The 16,783-nt window shown below is 72.6% G+C and carries 15 protein-coding genes and 1 riboswitch; of the genes, 11 read left to right on the top strand and 4 right to left on the bottom strand.

The annotated features are described in order from the left end of the window. Positions 1–72 precede the first annotated feature (72 nt). Positions 73–1,476: a uracil-xanthine permease family protein gene (locus ACFC79_RS35020; RefSeq protein ID WP_376248887.1), complete on the bottom strand. Its 1,404-nt coding sequence runs from the start codon at positions 1,474–1,476 to the stop codon at positions 73–75. A 302-nt stretch (positions 1,477–1,778) separates the two neighbouring features. Beyond that, positions 1,779–3,014, bottom strand: a complete 1,236-nt coding sequence (locus ACFC79_RS35015; RefSeq protein ID WP_376248885.1) for an MFS transporter — start codon at positions 3,012–3,014, stop codon at positions 1,779–1,781. A gap of 156 nt (positions 3,015–3,170) precedes the next feature. Between ACFC79_RS35015 and ACFC79_RS35010 the strand changes: the two genes are divergently transcribed. The 11 genes from ACFC79_RS35010 (at position 3,171) to ACFC79_RS34960 (ending at position 13,617) form a co-directional block, all read left to right on the top strand. Next, entirely contained in the window at positions 3,171–4,361 is a 1,191-nt protein-coding gene (locus ACFC79_RS35010) for an ROK family transcriptional regulator (protein ID WP_376248884.1), read from the top strand. 347 nt (positions 4,362–4,708) lie between these two features. Next, positions 4,709–4,839, top strand: a riboswitch (FMN riboswitch). Between the two features lie 156 nt (positions 4,840–4,995). Beyond that, complete coding sequence (gene ribD / locus ACFC79_RS35005) at positions 4,996–6,096, top strand: bifunctional diaminohydroxyphosphoribosylaminopyrimidine deaminase/5-amino-6-(5-phosphoribosylamino)uracil reductase RibD (RefSeq protein WP_376248882.1); 1,101 nt, start codon at positions 4,996–4,998, stop codon at positions 6,094–6,096. Further along, entirely contained in the window at positions 6,097–6,714 is a 618-nt protein-coding gene (locus ACFC79_RS35000) for a riboflavin synthase (RefSeq protein WP_376248880.1), read from the top strand. Further along, positions 6,711–7,355, top strand: a complete 645-nt coding sequence (locus ACFC79_RS34995; RefSeq protein WP_376248879.1) for a nicotinamide riboside transporter PnuC — start codon at positions 6,711–6,713, stop codon at positions 7,353–7,355. The genes ACFC79_RS35000 and ACFC79_RS34995 overlap by 4 nt, the downstream gene beginning before the upstream one ends. Then, positions 7,352–8,650 carry a bifunctional 3,4-dihydroxy-2-butanone-4-phosphate synthase/GTP cyclohydrolase II gene (locus tag ACFC79_RS34990; RefSeq protein WP_376248878.1) on the top strand — a complete coding sequence of 433 codons (1,299 nt, stop codon included), beginning with the start codon at positions 7,352–7,354 and terminating at the stop codon, positions 8,648–8,650. The genes ACFC79_RS34995 and ACFC79_RS34990 overlap by 4 nt, the downstream gene beginning before the upstream one ends. A 28-nt stretch (positions 8,651–8,678) precedes the next feature. Then, positions 8,679–9,164 carry a 6,7-dimethyl-8-ribityllumazine synthase gene (gene ribH / locus ACFC79_RS34985; RefSeq protein ID WP_376248876.1) on the top strand — a complete coding sequence of 162 codons (486 nt, stop codon included), beginning with the start codon at positions 8,679–8,681 and terminating at the stop codon, positions 9,162–9,164. 35 nt (positions 9,165–9,199) lie between these two features. Beyond that, positions 9,200–9,472 carry a phosphoribosyl-ATP diphosphatase gene (locus tag ACFC79_RS34980; protein ID WP_018524273.1) on the top strand — a complete coding sequence of 91 codons (273 nt, stop codon included), beginning with the start codon at positions 9,200–9,202 and terminating at the stop codon, positions 9,470–9,472. A gap of 91 nt (positions 9,473–9,563) precedes the next feature. Further along, complete coding sequence (gene hisG, locus ACFC79_RS34975; protein WP_376248874.1) at positions 9,564–10,412, top strand: ATP phosphoribosyltransferase; 849 nt, start codon at positions 9,564–9,566, stop codon at positions 10,410–10,412. A gap of 33 nt (positions 10,413–10,445) precedes the next feature. After that, positions 10,446–10,907, top strand: a complete 462-nt coding sequence (locus ACFC79_RS34970) for a PH domain-containing protein (RefSeq protein WP_376248873.1) — start codon at positions 10,446–10,448, stop codon at positions 10,905–10,907. Positions 10,908–11,152: 245 nt separating this feature from the next. Further along, complete coding sequence (locus ACFC79_RS34965) at positions 11,153–12,523, top strand: hemolysin family protein (protein ID WP_376248871.1); 1,371 nt, start codon at positions 11,153–11,155, stop codon at positions 12,521–12,523. Next, complete coding sequence (locus tag ACFC79_RS34960; protein WP_376248870.1) at positions 12,520–13,617, top strand: hemolysin family protein; 1,098 nt, start codon at positions 12,520–12,522, stop codon at positions 13,615–13,617. The genes ACFC79_RS34965 and ACFC79_RS34960 overlap by 4 nt, the downstream gene beginning before the upstream one ends. A gap of 90 nt (positions 13,618–13,707) precedes the next feature. Here the strand turns inward: ACFC79_RS34960 and ACFC79_RS34955 are convergent, their stop codons facing one another. Beyond that, complete coding sequence (locus tag ACFC79_RS34955; protein ID WP_376248868.1) at positions 13,708–15,618, bottom strand: AAA family ATPase; 1,911 nt, start codon at positions 15,616–15,618, stop codon at positions 13,708–13,710. 333 nt (positions 15,619–15,951) lie between these two features. Then, positions 15,952–16,605 carry a uridine kinase gene (locus ACFC79_RS34950; RefSeq protein WP_376248867.1) on the bottom strand — a complete coding sequence of 218 codons (654 nt, stop codon included), beginning with the start codon at positions 16,603–16,605 and terminating at the stop codon, positions 15,952–15,954. Positions 16,606–16,783: the final 178 nt, after the last annotated feature.

Below are 16,783 nucleotides of genomic sequence, written 5' to 3'. Positions count from 1 at the left end.
GGGCCCCCCCCCCGCACCCGCCGGGGGTGGTGGTGGGTCTCTCGCGCCCCGCGAACCCGCCCGCCGCCCGCGTCACTTCTCGTCCGTCGTCCCGCCGGACGCCGTCCGCTCGTCGTACGCCGAGGTCCCCGAGTCCAGCAGGGGTTCCTGGGTCTTGAGATGGGCCGGGGCGAACGCCCGGAGCACGTGGTAGCCGGTGATCACCACGATGGTGCCGAGTGCGATCCCGCTCAGTTCGAAGTTGTCGCTGATCTTCAGACCGACCCCGCCGACGCCGATGATGATGCCCGCGGCGGCCGGGACCAGGTTCAGCGGATTGCGCAGGTCGACCTTGGCGTGCAGCCAGATCTGGGCGCCGAGGAGCCCGATCATGCCGTACAGGATGACGGTGATCCCGCCGAGCACCCCGCCCGGGACGGCGGCGACGACCGCGCCGAACTTGGGGCAGAGGCCGAAGAGGAGCGCGAAGCAGGCGGCCGCCCAGTACGCGGCCGTGGAGTAGACCCGGGTCGCCGCCATGACGCCGATGTTCTCCGAGTACGTCGTGTTCGGCGGTCCGCCCACCGCGGTCGACAGCATCGACGCCGCGCCGTCCGCGGCGATCGCGGTGCCCAGCTTGCCGTCCAGCGAGGATCCGGTCATCTCGCCGACCGCCTTCACATGCCCGGCGTTCTCGGCGACCAGTGCGATCACCACCGGCAGCGCGACCAGGATCGCCGACCACTCGAAGCTCGGCGCGTGGAAGGACGGGAGCCCGATCCAGTCGGCGTCGGCGACCCCCGACAGGTCCAGCCGCCAGTGGTCGACGGCCTCGGCGCCGCCCGCCGGGGAGTGGATCTTGCCGAAGACCAGGTCGAGGACCCAGGACAGCACGTAGCCGAATACCAGCCCCAGGAAGATCGCGATCCGGGAGAGGAAGCCGCGCAGGCACACCACGGCCAGACCGGTGAACAGCATCACCAGCAGCGCCGTCCACTGGTCCTGCGGCCAGTACGTCTTCGCGGTCACCGGGGCCAGGTTGAAGCCGATGAGCATGACGACGGCCCCGGTGACCACCGGCGGCATCGCGGCGTGGATGATCCGCGCGCCGAACCGCTGTACCGCGAGACCCACCAGGAACAGCGCCGCACCGACCACGAAGACCGCGCCGGTGACCACGGCGCTGTTGCCGCCGCTCGCCCGGATCGTCGCCGCGACCCCGACGAAGGAGAGCGAGCAGCCGAGGTAGCTGGGCACCTGGCCGCGTGTGGCCAGGAGGAAGATGGCCGTCGCCACGCCCGACATCATGATCGCCAGGTTCGGGTCCAGGCCCATCAGCACCGGAGCGACGAACGACGCCCCGAACATGGCCACCACGTGCTGGGCGCCGAGGCCGAAGGTACGGGGCCAGGAGAGCCGTTCGTCCGGCCGGACCACGGCTCCCGGTGCCGGGGTCCTCCCGTCGCCGTGCAAGGTCCAGCGCACGCCGAGGCCCATGGTCGCTCCCTGTGTGTAGGTGCGGAGCCCAGTACCTCGCCCGGCATGGCGCAATTCCGCAGAATCGAAACAGCGACATGGTAATGCCGGACCGGAGCCCGTTCGCGGCGGGGTGAGGCCGGTGACCGGGGCCGCGGCACGCGACGAGCGCCGGGGCCCGCTCCCGGGCCGCCCCGGCCGCCGTGTCCCGCCGCCGACGGAGCAGAGCGTGTCGGTGATCCCGACCGGAACGCGGCTGCCGCGCGGAGCCCGCGATTCCGCGGCGCGGGCCGGACCCCGCGGCGGGGGCCGCCGAGAGGTGCTCAGCCGCGCGGTTCGGCCGCCGCGGTGCCCGGGGCCTCGGCCCCCGCACCCGGCACGGCCTTCGCGCGGTCGCCCGCCCGCAGTACTCCCGCCCCCATCACCAGACCGAACGCCAGCACCGTGACCAGGCCGAAGGACACCACCAGCGAGGTGGCCTCGGCCAGGGTGCCGATCGCGGACGGGGCGATCAGCCCGGAGGTGTACGTGATGGTCGCCACGCCCGCGATCGCCTGGCTCGGGTTCGGGCCGCTGCGCCCGGCCGCCGCGAAGGCCAGCGGGACGACCACCGCGACGCCGAGTCCGAGCAGTCCGAAGCCGCACAGGGCCACCACGGCGTTCGGCGACGCGACCACGAGCACCCCGCCGACCGTCGCGAGGGCGCCGCCGACCCGCACGGTCCGGACCGCGCCGAAGCGGTCGACGACCTTGTCGCCCGCGATCCGGGCGACCGCCATGGTGAGCGCGAACGCCGTGGTGGACGCGGCGGCGAGTCCGGCGGAGGTGTCCATGACGTCCCGGAGGTACACCGCCGACCAGTCCAGGCTGGCGCCCTCCGCGAACACCGCGCAGAACCCGACCGCGCCGATGATCAGCGCGGACTTCGGCGGCAGCGTGAAGCGCGGCGGCGGCTCCTCGTCGGGTTCGCTGCGCAGATCCAGTACCCCACGGCAGGCGAGCATGCCGAGCGCGGTGAGGACGAGAGCGGCGGCGAGGTGGTGCAGCCGGGCGTCGGTGCCCAGATGCGCGGCCACGGTGCCCGCCGCCGAACCGACCAGGGCGCCGACGCTCCACAGCCCGTGCAGCCCGGACATGATCGACCTGCCGAGCCGGTTCTCCACCTCCACCCCGAGGGCGTTCATCGCCACGTCCGACATGCCGGCCGACGCCCCGTACACCAGGAGCGCCGCGCACAGCGTGACCAGGCCGGGCGCCAGCGAGGGCAGGATCAGGGCCAGCGTCCACAGCGCCAGCAGCCCGCGCAGCGCCGTCCGGGCGCCGAAGCGATGACTGATCGCGCTCGCGAGCGGCATCGCGAGCGAGGCGCCGATCGCCGGGAAGGCGAGGGCGAGGCCGAGCTGCCCGGCGCTCACCCCGGCATGATCCTGGATCCAGGGGACCCGGGTGGCGAAACTGCCGGTCACCGAGCCGTGCACGGCGAAGACCGCGGCGACGGCGAACCTGGCCCGTCTCACCTGCTCCCCGGTGAAGTCCGCCGTCGTGGAATCCGTGGCCATACGCCGTGCCCTCCTTCGGCAGTCCTTGGGAATCCGCGGTCGCCGGCCGGTCCGGCGCACGTCCCCGCAAGGCGAGCGGTAAACTATCAGGAACCCTGCCTGATAAATAGGTCACCCGCGCGATCCCGTGCGATGACGATCTGGAAGGATCCCGGCATGGCCGCATCACCGAGCACCGCCCGGGCCATCAACGACCGGCTCGCACTGCGGCTGCTCCAGCAGGACGGTCCGCTGACGGCCGCGCAGTTGAAGCAGTCGACCGGGCTCTCCCGACCCACCGTCGCCGACCTCGTCGAACGGCTCCAGGACGCCGGGCTGATCCGGGTGGTGGGCGAGGCGGGCGCCGAGCGCCGCGGCCCCAACGCCCGGCTCTACGGGATCGCTGCCGACCGCGCCCATCTCGCCGCGCTGGACGTGCGCACCGGCAGCGTCGCCGTCGTCGTCGCCGACCTCCTGGGCAGGACGCTCGCCGAGGCCACCTTGCCCATCACCGGGGACACCGGCACCGAGGTCGCGGCCGAGCGGGCGGCCGCACTGCTGGAACGCGCCGTGCGCGAGGCGGGCGCCGCCCCGCTGCACAGTGTCGGCATCGGCGCGCCCGGACTCATCGATCCGGTCACCGGCGAACTGCGCGACACCAAGGGACTGCCCGCCTGGCACCGGCGGCTGGTACGGGTGCTCCAGCAGCGGCTGCCCGCCACCGTCCTGGTGGAGAACGAGACCAACCTCGCCGCCGTCGCCGAACACCGCATCGGCGGCGCCCGCGAACGCGACACCTTCGTCCTCTTCTGGCTCGGCCACGGCGTCGGGGCCGCCGTCATGCTGGACGGCAGGCTCCGGCGCGGGGCCTCCGGCGGTGCGGGCGAGATCGGCTTCCTGCCGGTGCCCGGCACGGCCGCCGCCCCGTCGGCGGTCAACTGCGACGGCGGGTTCCACGCGCTGGTGGGCTCCGCCCCGGTGTGCGAACTCGCCGCCGCCCACGGCATCGCGGTGCCCCCGGACACCGCCGAGGGGGACAAGGAGCCGGGCGCCGCGTTCGCGGTCCGGGCGGCCCTGGCGGGGGAGGGGGACGGCGAGGCGTTCCTGGACACCCTCGCGGAGCGCCTGGCGCTCGGCGCCGCCTCGGTCGCCTCGGTGCTCGACCCGGGGTGCGTGGTGCTCGCCGGGGAGGTCGGCCACGCTGGCGGCGACGCGCTGGCGGCACGGGTCGAGGAGCGGCTGACCACCATGTCGCCGCTGCGCACCGAGGTCAGGGCCGGGCGGCTGGGCGGCGCCGCGGTGCTGCGCGGCGCGCTGCTCGCCGCCCGGGAGGCGGCCCAGGACGACCTGTTCGCCCCGGCCGGCTGAGCGGCTGTCGGCCGACCTCCGACCGGGCGGCCACGCCCCGGCACACGAGCGGGGCTCTCGCGCGGGTGGGGGGGGCAACGCGTTCGTTCCGCCCGGGGAGGTTCGGCGGAACACAACAGGCAAGGGGGTGGGGTGTGTTGATGCCCCGGGCGTGCGCACACCGCGGGACGGCTCCTCGGAGGTGACGCAGAGATTAAAAGGACTAGGCCATTCTGTCAATAGGTCTGGACCTCTGGGGGTTTCGGTGATCGGCCCGACGCCGCCGTCGCCGCGTCCTGTGAGCCACTCCACAACGTTCACCCGCATGGCCCACGGCCTCGCGTGGCACACTGACCCTGTACCAGTAGCAGCGCACTCCGGGGTCGGTGCAATTCCGAACCGGCGGTTATAGTCCGCGACCCGTCCGCAGCCAGCGGCCGGTTGACCAGGTGGGATTCCTGGACCGACGGTTAAAGTCCGGATGGGAGGCAGTGCGCGGCGGGCCGTTTCACGGGTACGCCGCCGTCGGCGGACGATTTTCGGGCAACCGGACCGTCCGTGTTCTCGGCATTCGGCGTTCCCCTGTTGCGTTCCGCTTCTTCTGTCGTCCTTCGACAGGCCCCGGAGTCCGTGCCCGAAGAGGCAGGAGGACCCGGTGGACACCGCAGCCGACATCACCGCCATGCGCCGCGCGATCGCGCTCGCGGCCCGCGGTCTCGGCTCCACCAGCCCCAACCCCGTCGTCGGCTGCGTCGTCCTCGACTCCGCCGGGCGCCCGGTCGGCGAGGGATACCACCGACGCGCCGGCGGACCGCACGCCGAGATCCACGCCCTGCGCGAGGCGGGCGAGCGGGCCCGCGGCGGCACCGCCTACGTCACCCTCGAACCCTGCAACCACACCGGCCGCACCGGCCCCTGCGCCCAGGCACTGATCGAGGCCGGCGTCGCCCGGGTCGTCCACGCAGTCGACGACCCGAACCCGCAGGCCACCGGCGGTGCCAACACTCTGCGCGCGGCCGGGATCGAGGTCCGCGGAGGGCTCCTCGCCGAGGAGGCCGAAGCGGGCAACGCGGCCTGGCTGACGTCCCTGCGCCTGGGCCGCCCGTACGTCCTGTGGAAGTACGCGGCGACCCTCGACGGCCGGGTGGCCGCCGCCGACGGCACCAGCCGCTGGATCACCTCGCCCGAGTCCCGCGCCGACGTCCACCGGCTGCGCGCCGAGGCCGACGCCGTGGTGGTCGGCTCCGGCACCGCCCGGACCGACGATCCCCAGCTGGCCGCCAGGGGCATCGAGGGCGCCGTGCAGCCCCTGCGGGTGGTCGTGGACACCGACGCCGCCGCCGTGCGCCCCGGCGCCCGGGTCCTGGACGACACCGCGCCCAGCCTGATCGCCGTCGCCGAGGACGCCGACACCGGCCACCTCCCCGCGGCGGCCGTCCTGCCGCTGCCGCGCGCCGCCGCCGGACCCGGCCTGGACGTCCCCGCCCTGCTCGCCGCGCTGTACGGGCGCGGCGTCCGATCCGTCCTCCTCGAAGGCGGCCCGACCCTGGCCGGGGCCTTCGTCGCGGCGGGAGTGGTCGACAAGGTCGTCGGCTACCTCGCCCCCGTGCTCCTCGGCGCCGGCCCCTCGGCCCTCGCCGACGCCGGAATCACCACCATCGCCGAGGCGTTGCGCCTCGATGTGACCGAGACCGTCCGCATCGGCCCCGATCTGCGCGTAACGGCCGTCCCCGGACCCACCCGGAAGGGAATCTGAGTGTTCACCGGAATTGTCGAAGAACTGGGTGAGGTCACCGCCGTCGAGCAGCTCGGCGACGCCTCCCGCTTCCGCCTGCGCGGCCCCGTGGTCACCGAGGGCGCCAAGCACGGCGACTCCATCGCCGTCAACGGCGTCTGCCTCACCGTCGTCGACCTCGGCGACGGTGAGTTCACCGCCGATGTGATGGCCGAGACCCTGAACCGGTCCAGCCTCGGAGCCCTGGAGACGGGGTCCAGGGTCAACCTGGAACGCCCCATGGCGGTCGGCGGCCGGCTCGGCGGCCACATCGTCCAGGGCCACGTCGACGGCACCGGCCGCATCGTCGAGCGGAAGGCATCCGAGCACTGGGAGATCGTGAAGGTCTCCCTCCCCGACGACCTGGCCCGCTACGTGGTGGAGAAGGGGTCGATCACCGTCGACGGCGTCAGCCTGACCGTCGTGGACGCCGGGCCCGACTACTTCACCATCAGCCTCATCCCCACCACCCTGGCACTGACCACCCTCGGCATCAAGGAGCCCGGAGACCCGGTCAACCTGGAGGTGGACGTCATCGCGAAGTACGTCGAGCGGCTGCTCGGCAACGGCGCCCGGGACCCCGAGGAGCCGGTGCGGTGACCGGGCTGAGCTGGCTGAACTCGGAGGCGTTCACCGTCCTCGGGCAGCACATCATCTGGTCCGACATGATCGGCAACACGATCGGTCTGATCGCCCTGACCCTCGGCTGGCTGCGGTCCGTCTGGACCTGGCCCGCCCAGCTCCTGTCCGGCATCGTGCTGGTCGCGGCCAACGCCTTCGTGCACCAGGCCGGCGGCGTCGGTAAGCAGGTCGTCGTGATCGCCGTGGCGGTCTGGGGCTGGCAGCAGTGGAACCGGGGCCGACGGCAGGCCCAGGACGGCTCCCTCGCCGTCCGGTTCGCCACCTGGCGCGAGCGCGGCCTGCTGCTGGGCGGTGCCGCGTTCGGCACCCTGGCGGTCGGCGGCCTGTTCACCGCCTTCCCCTCGCTCTCCTGGAGTCCGTGGGCGGACGCGTACATCTTCACCGGCACGCTCGTCGCGATGCTGGCCCAGGCCCGGGGCATGGTCGAGTTCTGGTTCGCCTGGCTCCTCGTCGACCTCGTCGGCGTACCGCTGAACTTCCACAGCGGCCTCGCCTTCTCCGGCCTCATCTACGTCGTGTACGGCGCCCTGGTCCTGTGGGGCATGCGCGACTGGTGGCTGCGTTCACGGACCCCCGCTCTGGAAGGAGCCACGGCATGACTGCCCAGCCCACCTGGTTGCACCGGGAACACGAGCCCGTGATCGAGGACCTCGTGCTCGACCCCGTCGAGCAGGCGATCCGCGACATCGCCGCGGGACGCCCCGTCGTCGTCGTCGACGACGAGGACCGGGAGAACGAGGGCGACCTCGTCCTCGCTGCCGAGAAGGCCACCCCCGAGATCGTCGCGTTCATGATGAGCGAGTGCCGCGGTCTGATCTGCGCGCCCATGGAGCACGACGAGGTGGAACGACTCGACCTGCCCCAGATGGTCGAACGCAACACCGAGTCGATGCGCACCGCGTTCACCGTCTCCGTGGACGCCTCGTCCGCGCACGGCGTGACCACCGGCATCTCCGCCGCGGACCGGGCCACCACCCTGCGGATGCTCGCCTCCGGCGAGGCGGGACCCGGCGACTTCGTCCGGCCCGGCCACATCTTCCCGCTCCGCGCCCGCCCCGGCGGCGTGCTGGTCCGCCCCGGCCACACCGAGGCCGCCGTCGACCTCGCCCGGCTCGCCGGGCTGCGCCCGGCCGGGGCGATCGTCGAGATCGCCGCCGAGGACGGCACCATGCTGCGCCTGCCGCAGCTGGTCCCCTTCGCCCGCAAGCACGGCCTCACGATCATCTCCATCGAGGACCTGATCGCCTACCGCCGCACCTCGGAGCCGACGGTCCGGCGCGAGGCCGAGGTCCGGCTCCCGACCGACTTCGGCACGTTCACCGCGTACGGCTACCGCTCCACCGTCGACGGCGTCGAGCACGTCGCCCTCGTCCACGGCGACCTCGGCGACGGCGACGACGTCCTCGTCCGGGTCCACTCCGAATGCCTGACCGGCGACATCTTCCGGTCGCAGCGCTGCGACTGCGGACCGCAGCTGCACGCCGCCATGCGCCGCATCACCGAGGAGGGCCGCGGCGTCGTCGTCTACCTGCGCGGTCACGAGGGCCGGGGCATCGGTCTGCTGTCCAAGCTGCGCGCCTACGAACTCCAGGAACGCGGCAGCGACACCCTCGACGCCAACCTGGAGCTCGGCCTGCCGGCCGACGCCCGCGACTACGCGGCCGGGGCCCAGATCCTCAAGGACCTCGGCGTCCGCAGCCTGCGGCTGATGACCAACAACCCCGACAAGACCGCCGCCGTTCGACGGCACGGCCTGACCGTCACCGGCCGCGAGCCGATGCCCGTCCAGGCCGGTGAGCACAACCTGCGCTACCTGCGCACCAAGCGTGACCGCATGGGGCACGACCTGCCCTGGCTCGACGTCGCCGCGGCGACGACCTGCGGAAACCAGTGACGACCGACAGAACGACGACAGGAGAGAAATGAGCGGCAAGGGCGCACCCGAACTGTCCGTACGCAATTGCGGTGACCTGCGCGTGGCGGTCGTCGCCGCCCAGTGGCACGACAAGGTCATGACCGGCCTGGTCGACGGCGCCCTGCGTGCCCTGCACGAACTGGGCATCGACGAACCGACCCTGCTCCGAGTGCCCGGCAGCTTCGAACTCCCGGTGGTCGCCAAGGTCCTCGCCGGCCGCGGCTACGACGCGATCGTCGCGCTGGGCGTGATCATCCGCGGCGGCACCCCACACTTCGAGTATGTGTCCCAGGGCGTCACCCACGGTCTCACCCAGGTCGCCGTCGACACCGGGGTCCCGGTCGGATTCGGCGTACTCACCTGCGACACCGAGGAGCAGGCACTCGACCGGGCCGGTCTGGACGGGTCCAACGAGGACAAGGGGCACGAAGCGGTCATCGCGGCCGTCGCCACCGCCACCACCCTGCGCACCGTCAGCGAGCCCTGGCGCTGATCGAGGGGGTCGGACCCCGTAGGCTAAGCACCATCATGGCGAACAAAACCTTTGAAGAGCTCTTCGCCGAGCTCCAGCTCAAGGCCGCCAACGGCGACCCCTCCACCTCCCGCACCGCCGAGCTGGTGGACAAGGGCGTCCATGCCATCGGCAAGAAGGTCGTCGAGGAGGCCGCCGAGGTCTGGATGGCCGCCGAGCACGAGAGCAAGGACGCCGCCGCCGAGGAGATCTCCCAGCTGCTGTACCACGTCCAGGTGATGATGGTCGCCCGCGGGATCTCCCTCGACGACGTCTACGCCCACCTCTGAGCACGACCGGGGCCGACCCCTGCCCCGGACACGCACACCCGCACATACGGAAAAGAACCCTTCCTCCTCCCTCGCAAAGGAACCCGACCTCATGCTGCGCATCGCCGTCCCCAACAAGGGATCACTCTCCGGGCCTGCGATGGCGATGCTCCATGAGGCCGGGTACCAGCAGCGCAAGGAGTCCAAGGAACTGGTCCTCGTCGACCCCGAGAACCAGGTCGAGTTCTTCTACCTGCGGCCGCGCGACATCGCGATCTACGTCAGCTCCGGCCGCCTCGACATCGGCATCACCGGCCGCGACCTGCTGCTGGACTCGGGCGCCGACGCCGAGGAGATCCTCCAGCTCGGCTTCGCCCGCTCCACCTTCCGCTACGCCGCCAAGCCCGGCACCGCCGAGGGCCCGCAGGACTTCGACGGCAAGACCGTCGCCACCTCCTACGAGGGCATCGTCGCCAAGCACCTCGCCGACATCGGCGTCAACGCCTCCGTCGTCCACCTCGACGGCGCGGTCGAGACCGCCATCGAACTCGGCGTCGCCCAGGTCATCGCCGACGTCGTGGAGACCGGCACCAGCCTGCGCAACGCCGGGCTCGAAGTGCTCGGCGAGCCGATCATGAAGTCCGAGGCCGTCGTCATCCGCCGCACCGGCGCGCCCGCCGACGACGCCAAGGTCCAGCAGTTCCTCCGCCGCCTCCAGGGCGTCCTGGTCGCGCGCTCCTACGTGATGATGGACTACGACTGCCGCGTCGAGCACCTGGAGCGCGCGGTCGCCCTCACCCCTGGCCTGGAATCGCCGACCATCTCCCCGCTGCACCACGAGGGCTGGGTCGCCGTCCGTTCCATGGTCGCCGCCCGCGAGGCCCAGCGGATCATGGACGACCTCTACGCCCTCGGCGCCCGCGCCATCCTCACCACCGCCATCCACGCCTGCCGCCTCTGACGGCCGAGTCCCTCCGGAAGACAGCTGAACGCCATGTCCGCCCCCGCGTCCGAACTCCCCTCGCTCCCGGTCACCTTCCGGCCCACCCGCACCCGGGTGGTCCTGCTGGCCGTCGGCGCGCTGCTGTTCGTCGTCATCACCGCCATCGCCCTGACCCTGGAGCAGCTCAGCGCGGGGGAGCGGACCAGCTTCGTCTTCACCGCGCTGCTGTTCTTCGGCGTGCTGGCGCTCCTGAGCCGCCCGAAGGTCGTCGCGCACGAAGGCGGTGTGACGGTGGTCAATCTCACCCGAACGCGCCGCCTGTCCTGGCCGGAGATCCTCCGCGTCAATCTGCGGGCCGGCGACCCCTGGGTCTTCCTGGACCTGAGCGACGGGACCAGCATGCCCGCGCTCGGCATCCAGCCGGGAATCGGCAAGCAGCAGGCCATCCGCGACGCCCGCGCGCTGCGTGCCCTCGCCGAGCAGCACGGCACCGGCAGCGGCCCCGTCCGGTAGCCGCGGGCGCCCCCCCCGACCGGGCGTCCGCGCTCCGTGATCCGGCCGGGACGAGGCCGAGCCCCCTGCCCGGAACAAGCCATTCTTGATTACCCTGGAGAACGGCGGCGCCCCGGTGCGCCCCGCCCCGCACGAACGGTCCACGAGACCGGCGGGGCTTTCCTGCGACCCAAGGAGTGACTCCTTCCAGCAATGGACGGATCGTCCGGTAGTACCTGCGCCGCCCCCTCCCCGGAGGCGGCGGCATGACCATCCCCCTGCTGCTCCTGAGCGCGGCATTCCTTCTCATCCTCGCCAACGGATTCTTCGTGGCGGCCGAATTCGGGCTCGTCACCGTCGAGCGGCCGGACGCCGAGCGTGCCGCCGCCGAGGGCGACCGGCGGGCCCGCACCGTCGTCGACGCCCTGCGCGAGCTCTCCTTCCAGCTCTCCGGCACCCAGCTCGGCATCACCATCACCTCCCTGGTCGTCGGCATGCTCGCCGAACCGGCCCTCGCCCACGTGCTGGAGGGCCCCCTCACCGCGACCGGCCTGCCCCGCGGCGCCGTGCCCGGCGTCGGCGTCGTGATCGGGATGCTGGTGGCCTCCGCCGTCCAGATGGTGATCGGCGAGCTCGTGCCGAAGAACTGGGCGGTCTCCCGGCCGCTCCAGGTGGCCCGGTTCGTCGCCGGCCCCCAGTACCGCTTCTCCGCCGCGCTCCGTCCGGTGATCAGCCTGCTGAACACGGTCGCCAACCGGCTGGTGCGGCTGCTGGGCGTCGAGCCCACCGACGAACTGGCCTCCGCCCGCACCCCCGGCGAACTGGTCTCCCTGGCCCGGCACTCGGCCGAGGCCGGCACCCTCGAACAGGACACCGCGGACCTCTTCGTGCGGACCCTGTCGCTCGCCGGGCTCACCGCCCAGCACGTCATGACCCCGCGGGTGAAGGTCAGCGCCCTCCAGACGTCGGCGACGGCCCAGGACGTCCTCAACCTCACCCGCGCCACCGGCCTGTCCCGCTTCCCGGTCTACCGGGAACGCATCGACGAGGTCGTCGGCATGATCCACCTCAAGGACGCGCTCGCCGTACCCGCTCCGGAACGCCTGCGCACCCCGGCCGGCCGGATAGCCGTGCCGCCGCTCCTGGTGCCCGAGACCCTGCCCGTCGAGCAGTTGCTCCAGCGGCTCCGCAACGAGCAGCCGATCGCCGTCGTGGTCGACGAGTACGGCGGCACCGCCGGAGTCGTCACGCTTGAGGACATCATCGAGGAACTGGTCGGCGAAGTCCGGGACGAGCACGACGCCGAGGGCGCCGACCGGCCCGAGCTGGCGCCCGCGGCTCCCGAGGACGGCCGTCCCGCCTGGGATGTCGAGGGCAGCTGCCGGGTCCTCACCCTGCGCCGGATAGGGCTCGACGTGCCCGACGGCCCGTACGAGACCGTCGCCGGACTCGTCGCCGACCTGCTGGGCCGCATCCCCGCCCCCGGCGACCGGGCCGAGCTGCCCGGCTGGCGGATCTCCGTCCGCCAGGTCGGCCACTACCGGGCCGAGAAGGTCCGTTTCGTGCGCACGGTGGACGCGACCGGCCCCGCCGCCGGGACCCCGGTGCCCCACCAGGTCTTGGAGGCCGTGCGATGAGCCTGGTGCAATTGCTGTTCGCCGGACTCCTCGTGCTGGCGAACGGCTTCTTCGTCGGCGCCGAGTTCGCACTCGTCTCCGTCCGGCGCAGCCAGATCGAGCCCTACGCGGCGGCCGGCTCTGGCCGGGCCCGCCAGGTGCTGTACGGCCTGGAGAACCTGCCCCAGATGATGGCCGCCGCCCAGTTCGGCATCACCGTCTGCTCACTGACCCTCGGCGCCGTCGCCGAACCGACCGTCGCCCACCTGCTGGAGCCGGTCTTCCAGGCGATCCACCTGCCCGCGGGCCTCATCCACCCGCTCGGCTACGTCCTGGCGCTCGTCCTCGTGGTCTTCCTCCACCTCGTCATCGGCGAGATGGTCCCGAAGAACCTCGCCATGGCGGCGCCGGAGAAGACCGCCCTGTGGTTCAGCCCCGGCCTCGTGGGCTTCGCCCGCCTCTGCCGTCCGGTCACCTCGGCACTGGGCGCCTGCGCCCGGCTGGTACTGCGGATCTTCGGCGTCGAACCCAAGGACGAGGTGGAGGCGGTCTTCACCAGCGAGCAGCTCAACCGCCTCGTCGAGGACTCCGGCCAGGCCGGACTCCTGGAGCCGGAGGCGCAGGAGCGTCTGGAGGACGCGCTGGAGCTGGGCAGCAGACCCGTCACCGACGTGCTGCTCCGCCGGGCGTCCCTGGTCACGGTGGCCCCCTCCGTCACCCCGCGCCGGATCGAGGAGCTCACCGTGCGGACCGGGTACTCCCGCTTCCCCGTCTGCGCGGAGGGCGGCGGTCCGTTCATGGGCTATCTGCACGTCAAGGACGTCCTGGACCTGGAGGACGGAGACCGGGCCGTTCCCCAGCACGTGTGGCGCCCGATGGCGACCGTCCGGGCGGAACTGCCCCTGGACGACGCCCTCACCGTGATGCGGCGCGCCGCCACGCACCTGGCACAGGTCGCGGACGCGCAGGGCCGGGTACTCGGCCTGGTCGCCATGGAGGACGTGCTGGAGATGCTGGTCGGCGAGGTGCGCGACCCGGCCCACCGGATCGCGGTCCCGCGCCGCACGGCGGAGCCGGCCGCCGGACACGGCGAACTCACCGCCGCGGTCCGCTGACCGCGCCACCCCGCGCCCGTCGCCGGGGGAGGGACTTCCGTCCCCTCTCCGGCGGCGGGAGTCACCGTCCACCACCGCCACCGGGCGTCGTCACAGTGCCGGCGGCTCCTCCGGCCCCCGGTCCACCGGCCCCCGGCCGGACAGCACCTCGCCGTATGCCTGCATCAGATCCGGCAGGCGCAGCGTGGCCAGGTCGTCCCGGCCCGGCACCGTCGGATACCCGGAGAGCCGCAGATCGCGGTAGGCGCAGCTCTTCTCGTACAGGGTGCGCAGGAACCGCCCGTTGCCCAGTTCGTCGATCCAGCCCTGGTCGACGACGTGACCGCTGATCGACCGCAGCTCCTCCAGGGACTCCCCGTCCCAGACGTCGCCGTTCTCCGCGGCCAGCACCTCGCCGATCGAGGTGAGCTCCGACGGCCGGTAGCTGGGGAAGTCGACCCGGGTGGTGAAGCGCGACGAGAGCCCCGGATTGGTGGCCAGCAGCCGGTCCATGCCCTCCGGGTAGCCGGCGAGGATGACGACGAGATGGTCGCGGTTGTCCTCCGCCCGCTTGAGGAGGACCTGGAGGGCCTCGTCCCCATAGGCGTCCCCCTTGCTGTAGCCGGTGTTGGAGAGGCTGTACGCCTCGTCGACGAAGAGCACCCCGCCGAGCGCCGAGTCGATCAGCTCGTTGGCCTTGACCGCGGTCTGCCCGAGGAACTCGCCCACCAGATCCGCGCGTTGGGCCTCGACGAGATGATCCCCGCCGAGCAGGCCGAGTGCGTAGAAGACCCGGCCCAGGATGCGGGCCACGGTGGTCTTGCCGGTGCCGGACGGGCCCGAGAAGACGAAGTGCCGCTTCGGGGGCTGGACCGGCAGCCCCTGCCCCGCCCGCAGCCGGGCCATGTTCAGCTGCGCCGACAGCGCCTTCACCTGGCATTTGACCGGCTCCAGGCCGACCATCCGCTCCAACTGGGCCAGTGCCTCGGCGAGCAGCACCGGGTCACTGGGACCGGCCGGGGCGGGCGCCGGCTGCGGGCCGGGCACCGCGGTCCTGCGCCGTGCCCCGTCGGACGGCGGGGCCATGCCGATGCCGCCGGGCCCGGGGGCATCGCCGCCCGGACGCGACTCCCGGCCGTCCGCCGGATCGGCGCCGGGCGACGTGTCCCCGTCCGCCGGGGGTTCCGCCGAGGCGTCGGGAACCGGCCCGGCCAGGGACACCGCGGTGACCCCCGCCACCTCGTCCGAGCCGTCGAGACCGTCGTAGTCCGCGATCGCGGCGAGCCGGGCCGAGGTGTCCATGAACGCCGGGTCGATCCGGTGCACCGCCCGGTACAGCGGCAGGGCCGCCGCGCTGCGCCCGGTGCCCTCGTGCGCCCGGGCCAGCCAGTAGCGCAGCTCCTTGCGCTGTGGCTGCTCGCTGCGGCAGCGCATCAGCGCGGTGGCGAGCATCGGCTCGGCCTGCCCGTACATCTCCAGTCGCACCCGCGCCATGCCGCCGAACAGACCAGCCTCGATGCCGAGCGTCGGGTCGTCGATCAACTGCTCGGTGTTGCGCATGAGCTGCTCCCAGTCCTTGACGAGATAGGAGCGGCAGGCGTGCAGGAAACGCACCTGGGGGTCCGTGTCCACCGGCGGCAGTCCGGCCAGGGCCCGGTCCAGTTCCGGGACGTGGCGCCCGTCCAGCCAGTGGGAGGCGTGCGCGAGCAGCAGGTCGTGCGGGCTCTCCAGCACCGGCTGCACCCACCAGCCCAGCCAATACCAGGAGTTGAGGGTGCGGCGATGGCGTGCGCGTTGTTCGCCGAAGCGCTCGCGGTGGCGGTACATGCGCAGCAGCGCCGTCGTGGTGTCCACCCGCAGTGCGTGGAGGCCGAGCCAGCCGTCCGCCATGCCGGGATCCAGCCGTACCGCGGTCCTGAACTCCTCCTCGGCCTGCGGGTAGCCGCCCATGGTGTAGGCGTCCACGCCGCGCAGCCAGGCGAGGTCGGCCGGGGCCTGTGCGCCCTGCGTGCCGATGTCCATCTGGTCCCCCACAAACCGTGCCCAGGATGTCCCGCCGCACCAGCTGCCCGACGAGGCATGCCGAATCACTGTGCCGCGAACGGGAATTGACCGCACCGAGAGGCATCGTACCTGCGCGGGGAGTGCTCGACTAAGGGCTCCGCAGGCGGAAGGGAGACCGTGACCCAGGGTGAGCGGGAGGTGTCGGACCGGCGCAGGAACGCGCATGTGAAGGCAGAACGAAGCCCCCGATCACGGGGGAACAACCGGGGGCTTCGTGTCTGTGGGGGCTTCGAAAAGCCGCACATTGAGAACGTAAGACCTGTACCGCCCTCCGGTCAAGCCGAGTTGGGGTCATCCGGGTCGATTTCTCAGGACTTGATACGACGCCGCCGGGCGCTCACCGTCCGTGACCCGGTGGTGCGATTCCGCTGCCGGATCCGATCTCTCCAGCCACGCGTATCCCGCGGGCAACTGCCGAATCAGAATGTCGGCGTGGGGGCGCGAGGGATCGGCCGAGAAGTGCTCCGTCTCGGCCGCCGTCCAGTCGTCCCAGAAGGAGGACAGGGAGGGGCCGTCCCTGCGACGGCCCCGGGCCCAGGACTCGGCGGTCGGCAGATCCATCCACAGCAGCCGTGCCAGGTGGGGGCGCAGTGCCCGGCGGCCCGCGCCGACCCCCTCGATCAGCACCACCGGCGCGGGCTCCAGGGTGCGCGGGGCAGCGAACCGCCGCGCGGTCCAGTCGTAGGGCGCGTAGCGGGCGCGTTCGCCGCGCGACAGCGGTGCGATCACCTGCTCCAGGAGCCGGCCGGTCCAGGTGAAGAACGACTCGTGGGTGGCCAGGTCGTCGAGACGCAGCACGGGGGCGTCGTCGAGCGCGGCGGAGAGGCGGGTGGTGAAGGTGCTCTTGCCCGAGCCCGCGTGGCCGTCCACGGCGATCAGCCGCACCGGCCCGCAGGACGGTGCGAGGGAGCGCAGCCGCGCGGAGGGGAACGAGAGGTCGTTCATGTGCGCGGCCGGGCGGGGCGGAGCGAAAGGGTGTGCATGGGCCCCAGCGTACGAGCCCGGGGGACCAGCCGGTCCGACGCAGTCGCAGGTCACGCCAGTGGACCAGACCAATATTGGTTTCCCGGCGCGATGCGCATCCCTGGCCGAATCCGGCCGTGACCCGCGATAGTTGGCGCAC

This window comes from Streptomyces sp. NPDC056061, assembly GCF_042266885.1.
Lineage (GTDB): Bacteria > Actinomycetota > Actinomycetes > Streptomycetales > Streptomycetaceae > Streptomyces.
This window is presented reverse-complemented; position numbering and strand designations above follow the sequence as displayed.

Coding starts and splice junctions, on each gene's coding strand:
- ACFC79_RS35020 (WP_376248887.1), bottom strand. CDS start 1,476: ATGGGCCTCGGCGTGCGCTGGACCTTGCACGGCGACGGGAGGACCCCG.
- ACFC79_RS35015 (WP_376248885.1), bottom strand. CDS start 3,014: ATGGCCACGGATTCCACGACGGCGGACTTCACCGGGGAGCAGGTGAGA.
- ACFC79_RS35010 (WP_376248884.1), top strand. CDS start 3,171: ATGGCCGCATCACCGAGCACCGCCCGGGCCATCAACGACCGGCTCGCA.
- ACFC79_RS34990 (WP_376248878.1), top strand. CDS start 7,352: ATGACTGCCCAGCCCACCTGGTTGCACCGGGAACACGAGCCCGTGATC.
- ribH (WP_376248876.1), top strand. CDS start 8,679: ATGAGCGGCAAGGGCGCACCCGAACTGTCCGTACGCAATTGCGGTGAC.
- ACFC79_RS34980 (WP_018524273.1), top strand. CDS start 9,200: ATGGCGAACAAAACCTTTGAAGAGCTCTTCGCCGAGCTCCAGCTCAAG.
- hisG (WP_376248874.1), top strand. CDS start 9,564: ATGCTGCGCATCGCCGTCCCCAACAAGGGATCACTCTCCGGGCCTGCG.
- ACFC79_RS34970 (WP_376248873.1), top strand. CDS start 10,446: ATGTCCGCCCCCGCGTCCGAACTCCCCTCGCTCCCGGTCACCTTCCGG.
- ACFC79_RS34965 (WP_376248871.1), top strand. CDS start 11,153: ATGACCATCCCCCTGCTGCTCCTGAGCGCGGCATTCCTTCTCATCCTC.
- ACFC79_RS34960 (WP_376248870.1), top strand. CDS start 12,520: ATGAGCCTGGTGCAATTGCTGTTCGCCGGACTCCTCGTGCTGGCGAAC.
- ACFC79_RS34955 (WP_376248868.1), bottom strand. CDS start 15,618: ATGGACATCGGCACGCAGGGCGCACAGGCCCCGGCCGACCTCGCCTGG.
- ACFC79_RS34950 (WP_376248867.1), bottom strand. CDS start 16,605: ATGAACGACCTCTCGTTCCCCTCCGCGCGGCTGCGCTCCCTCGCACCG.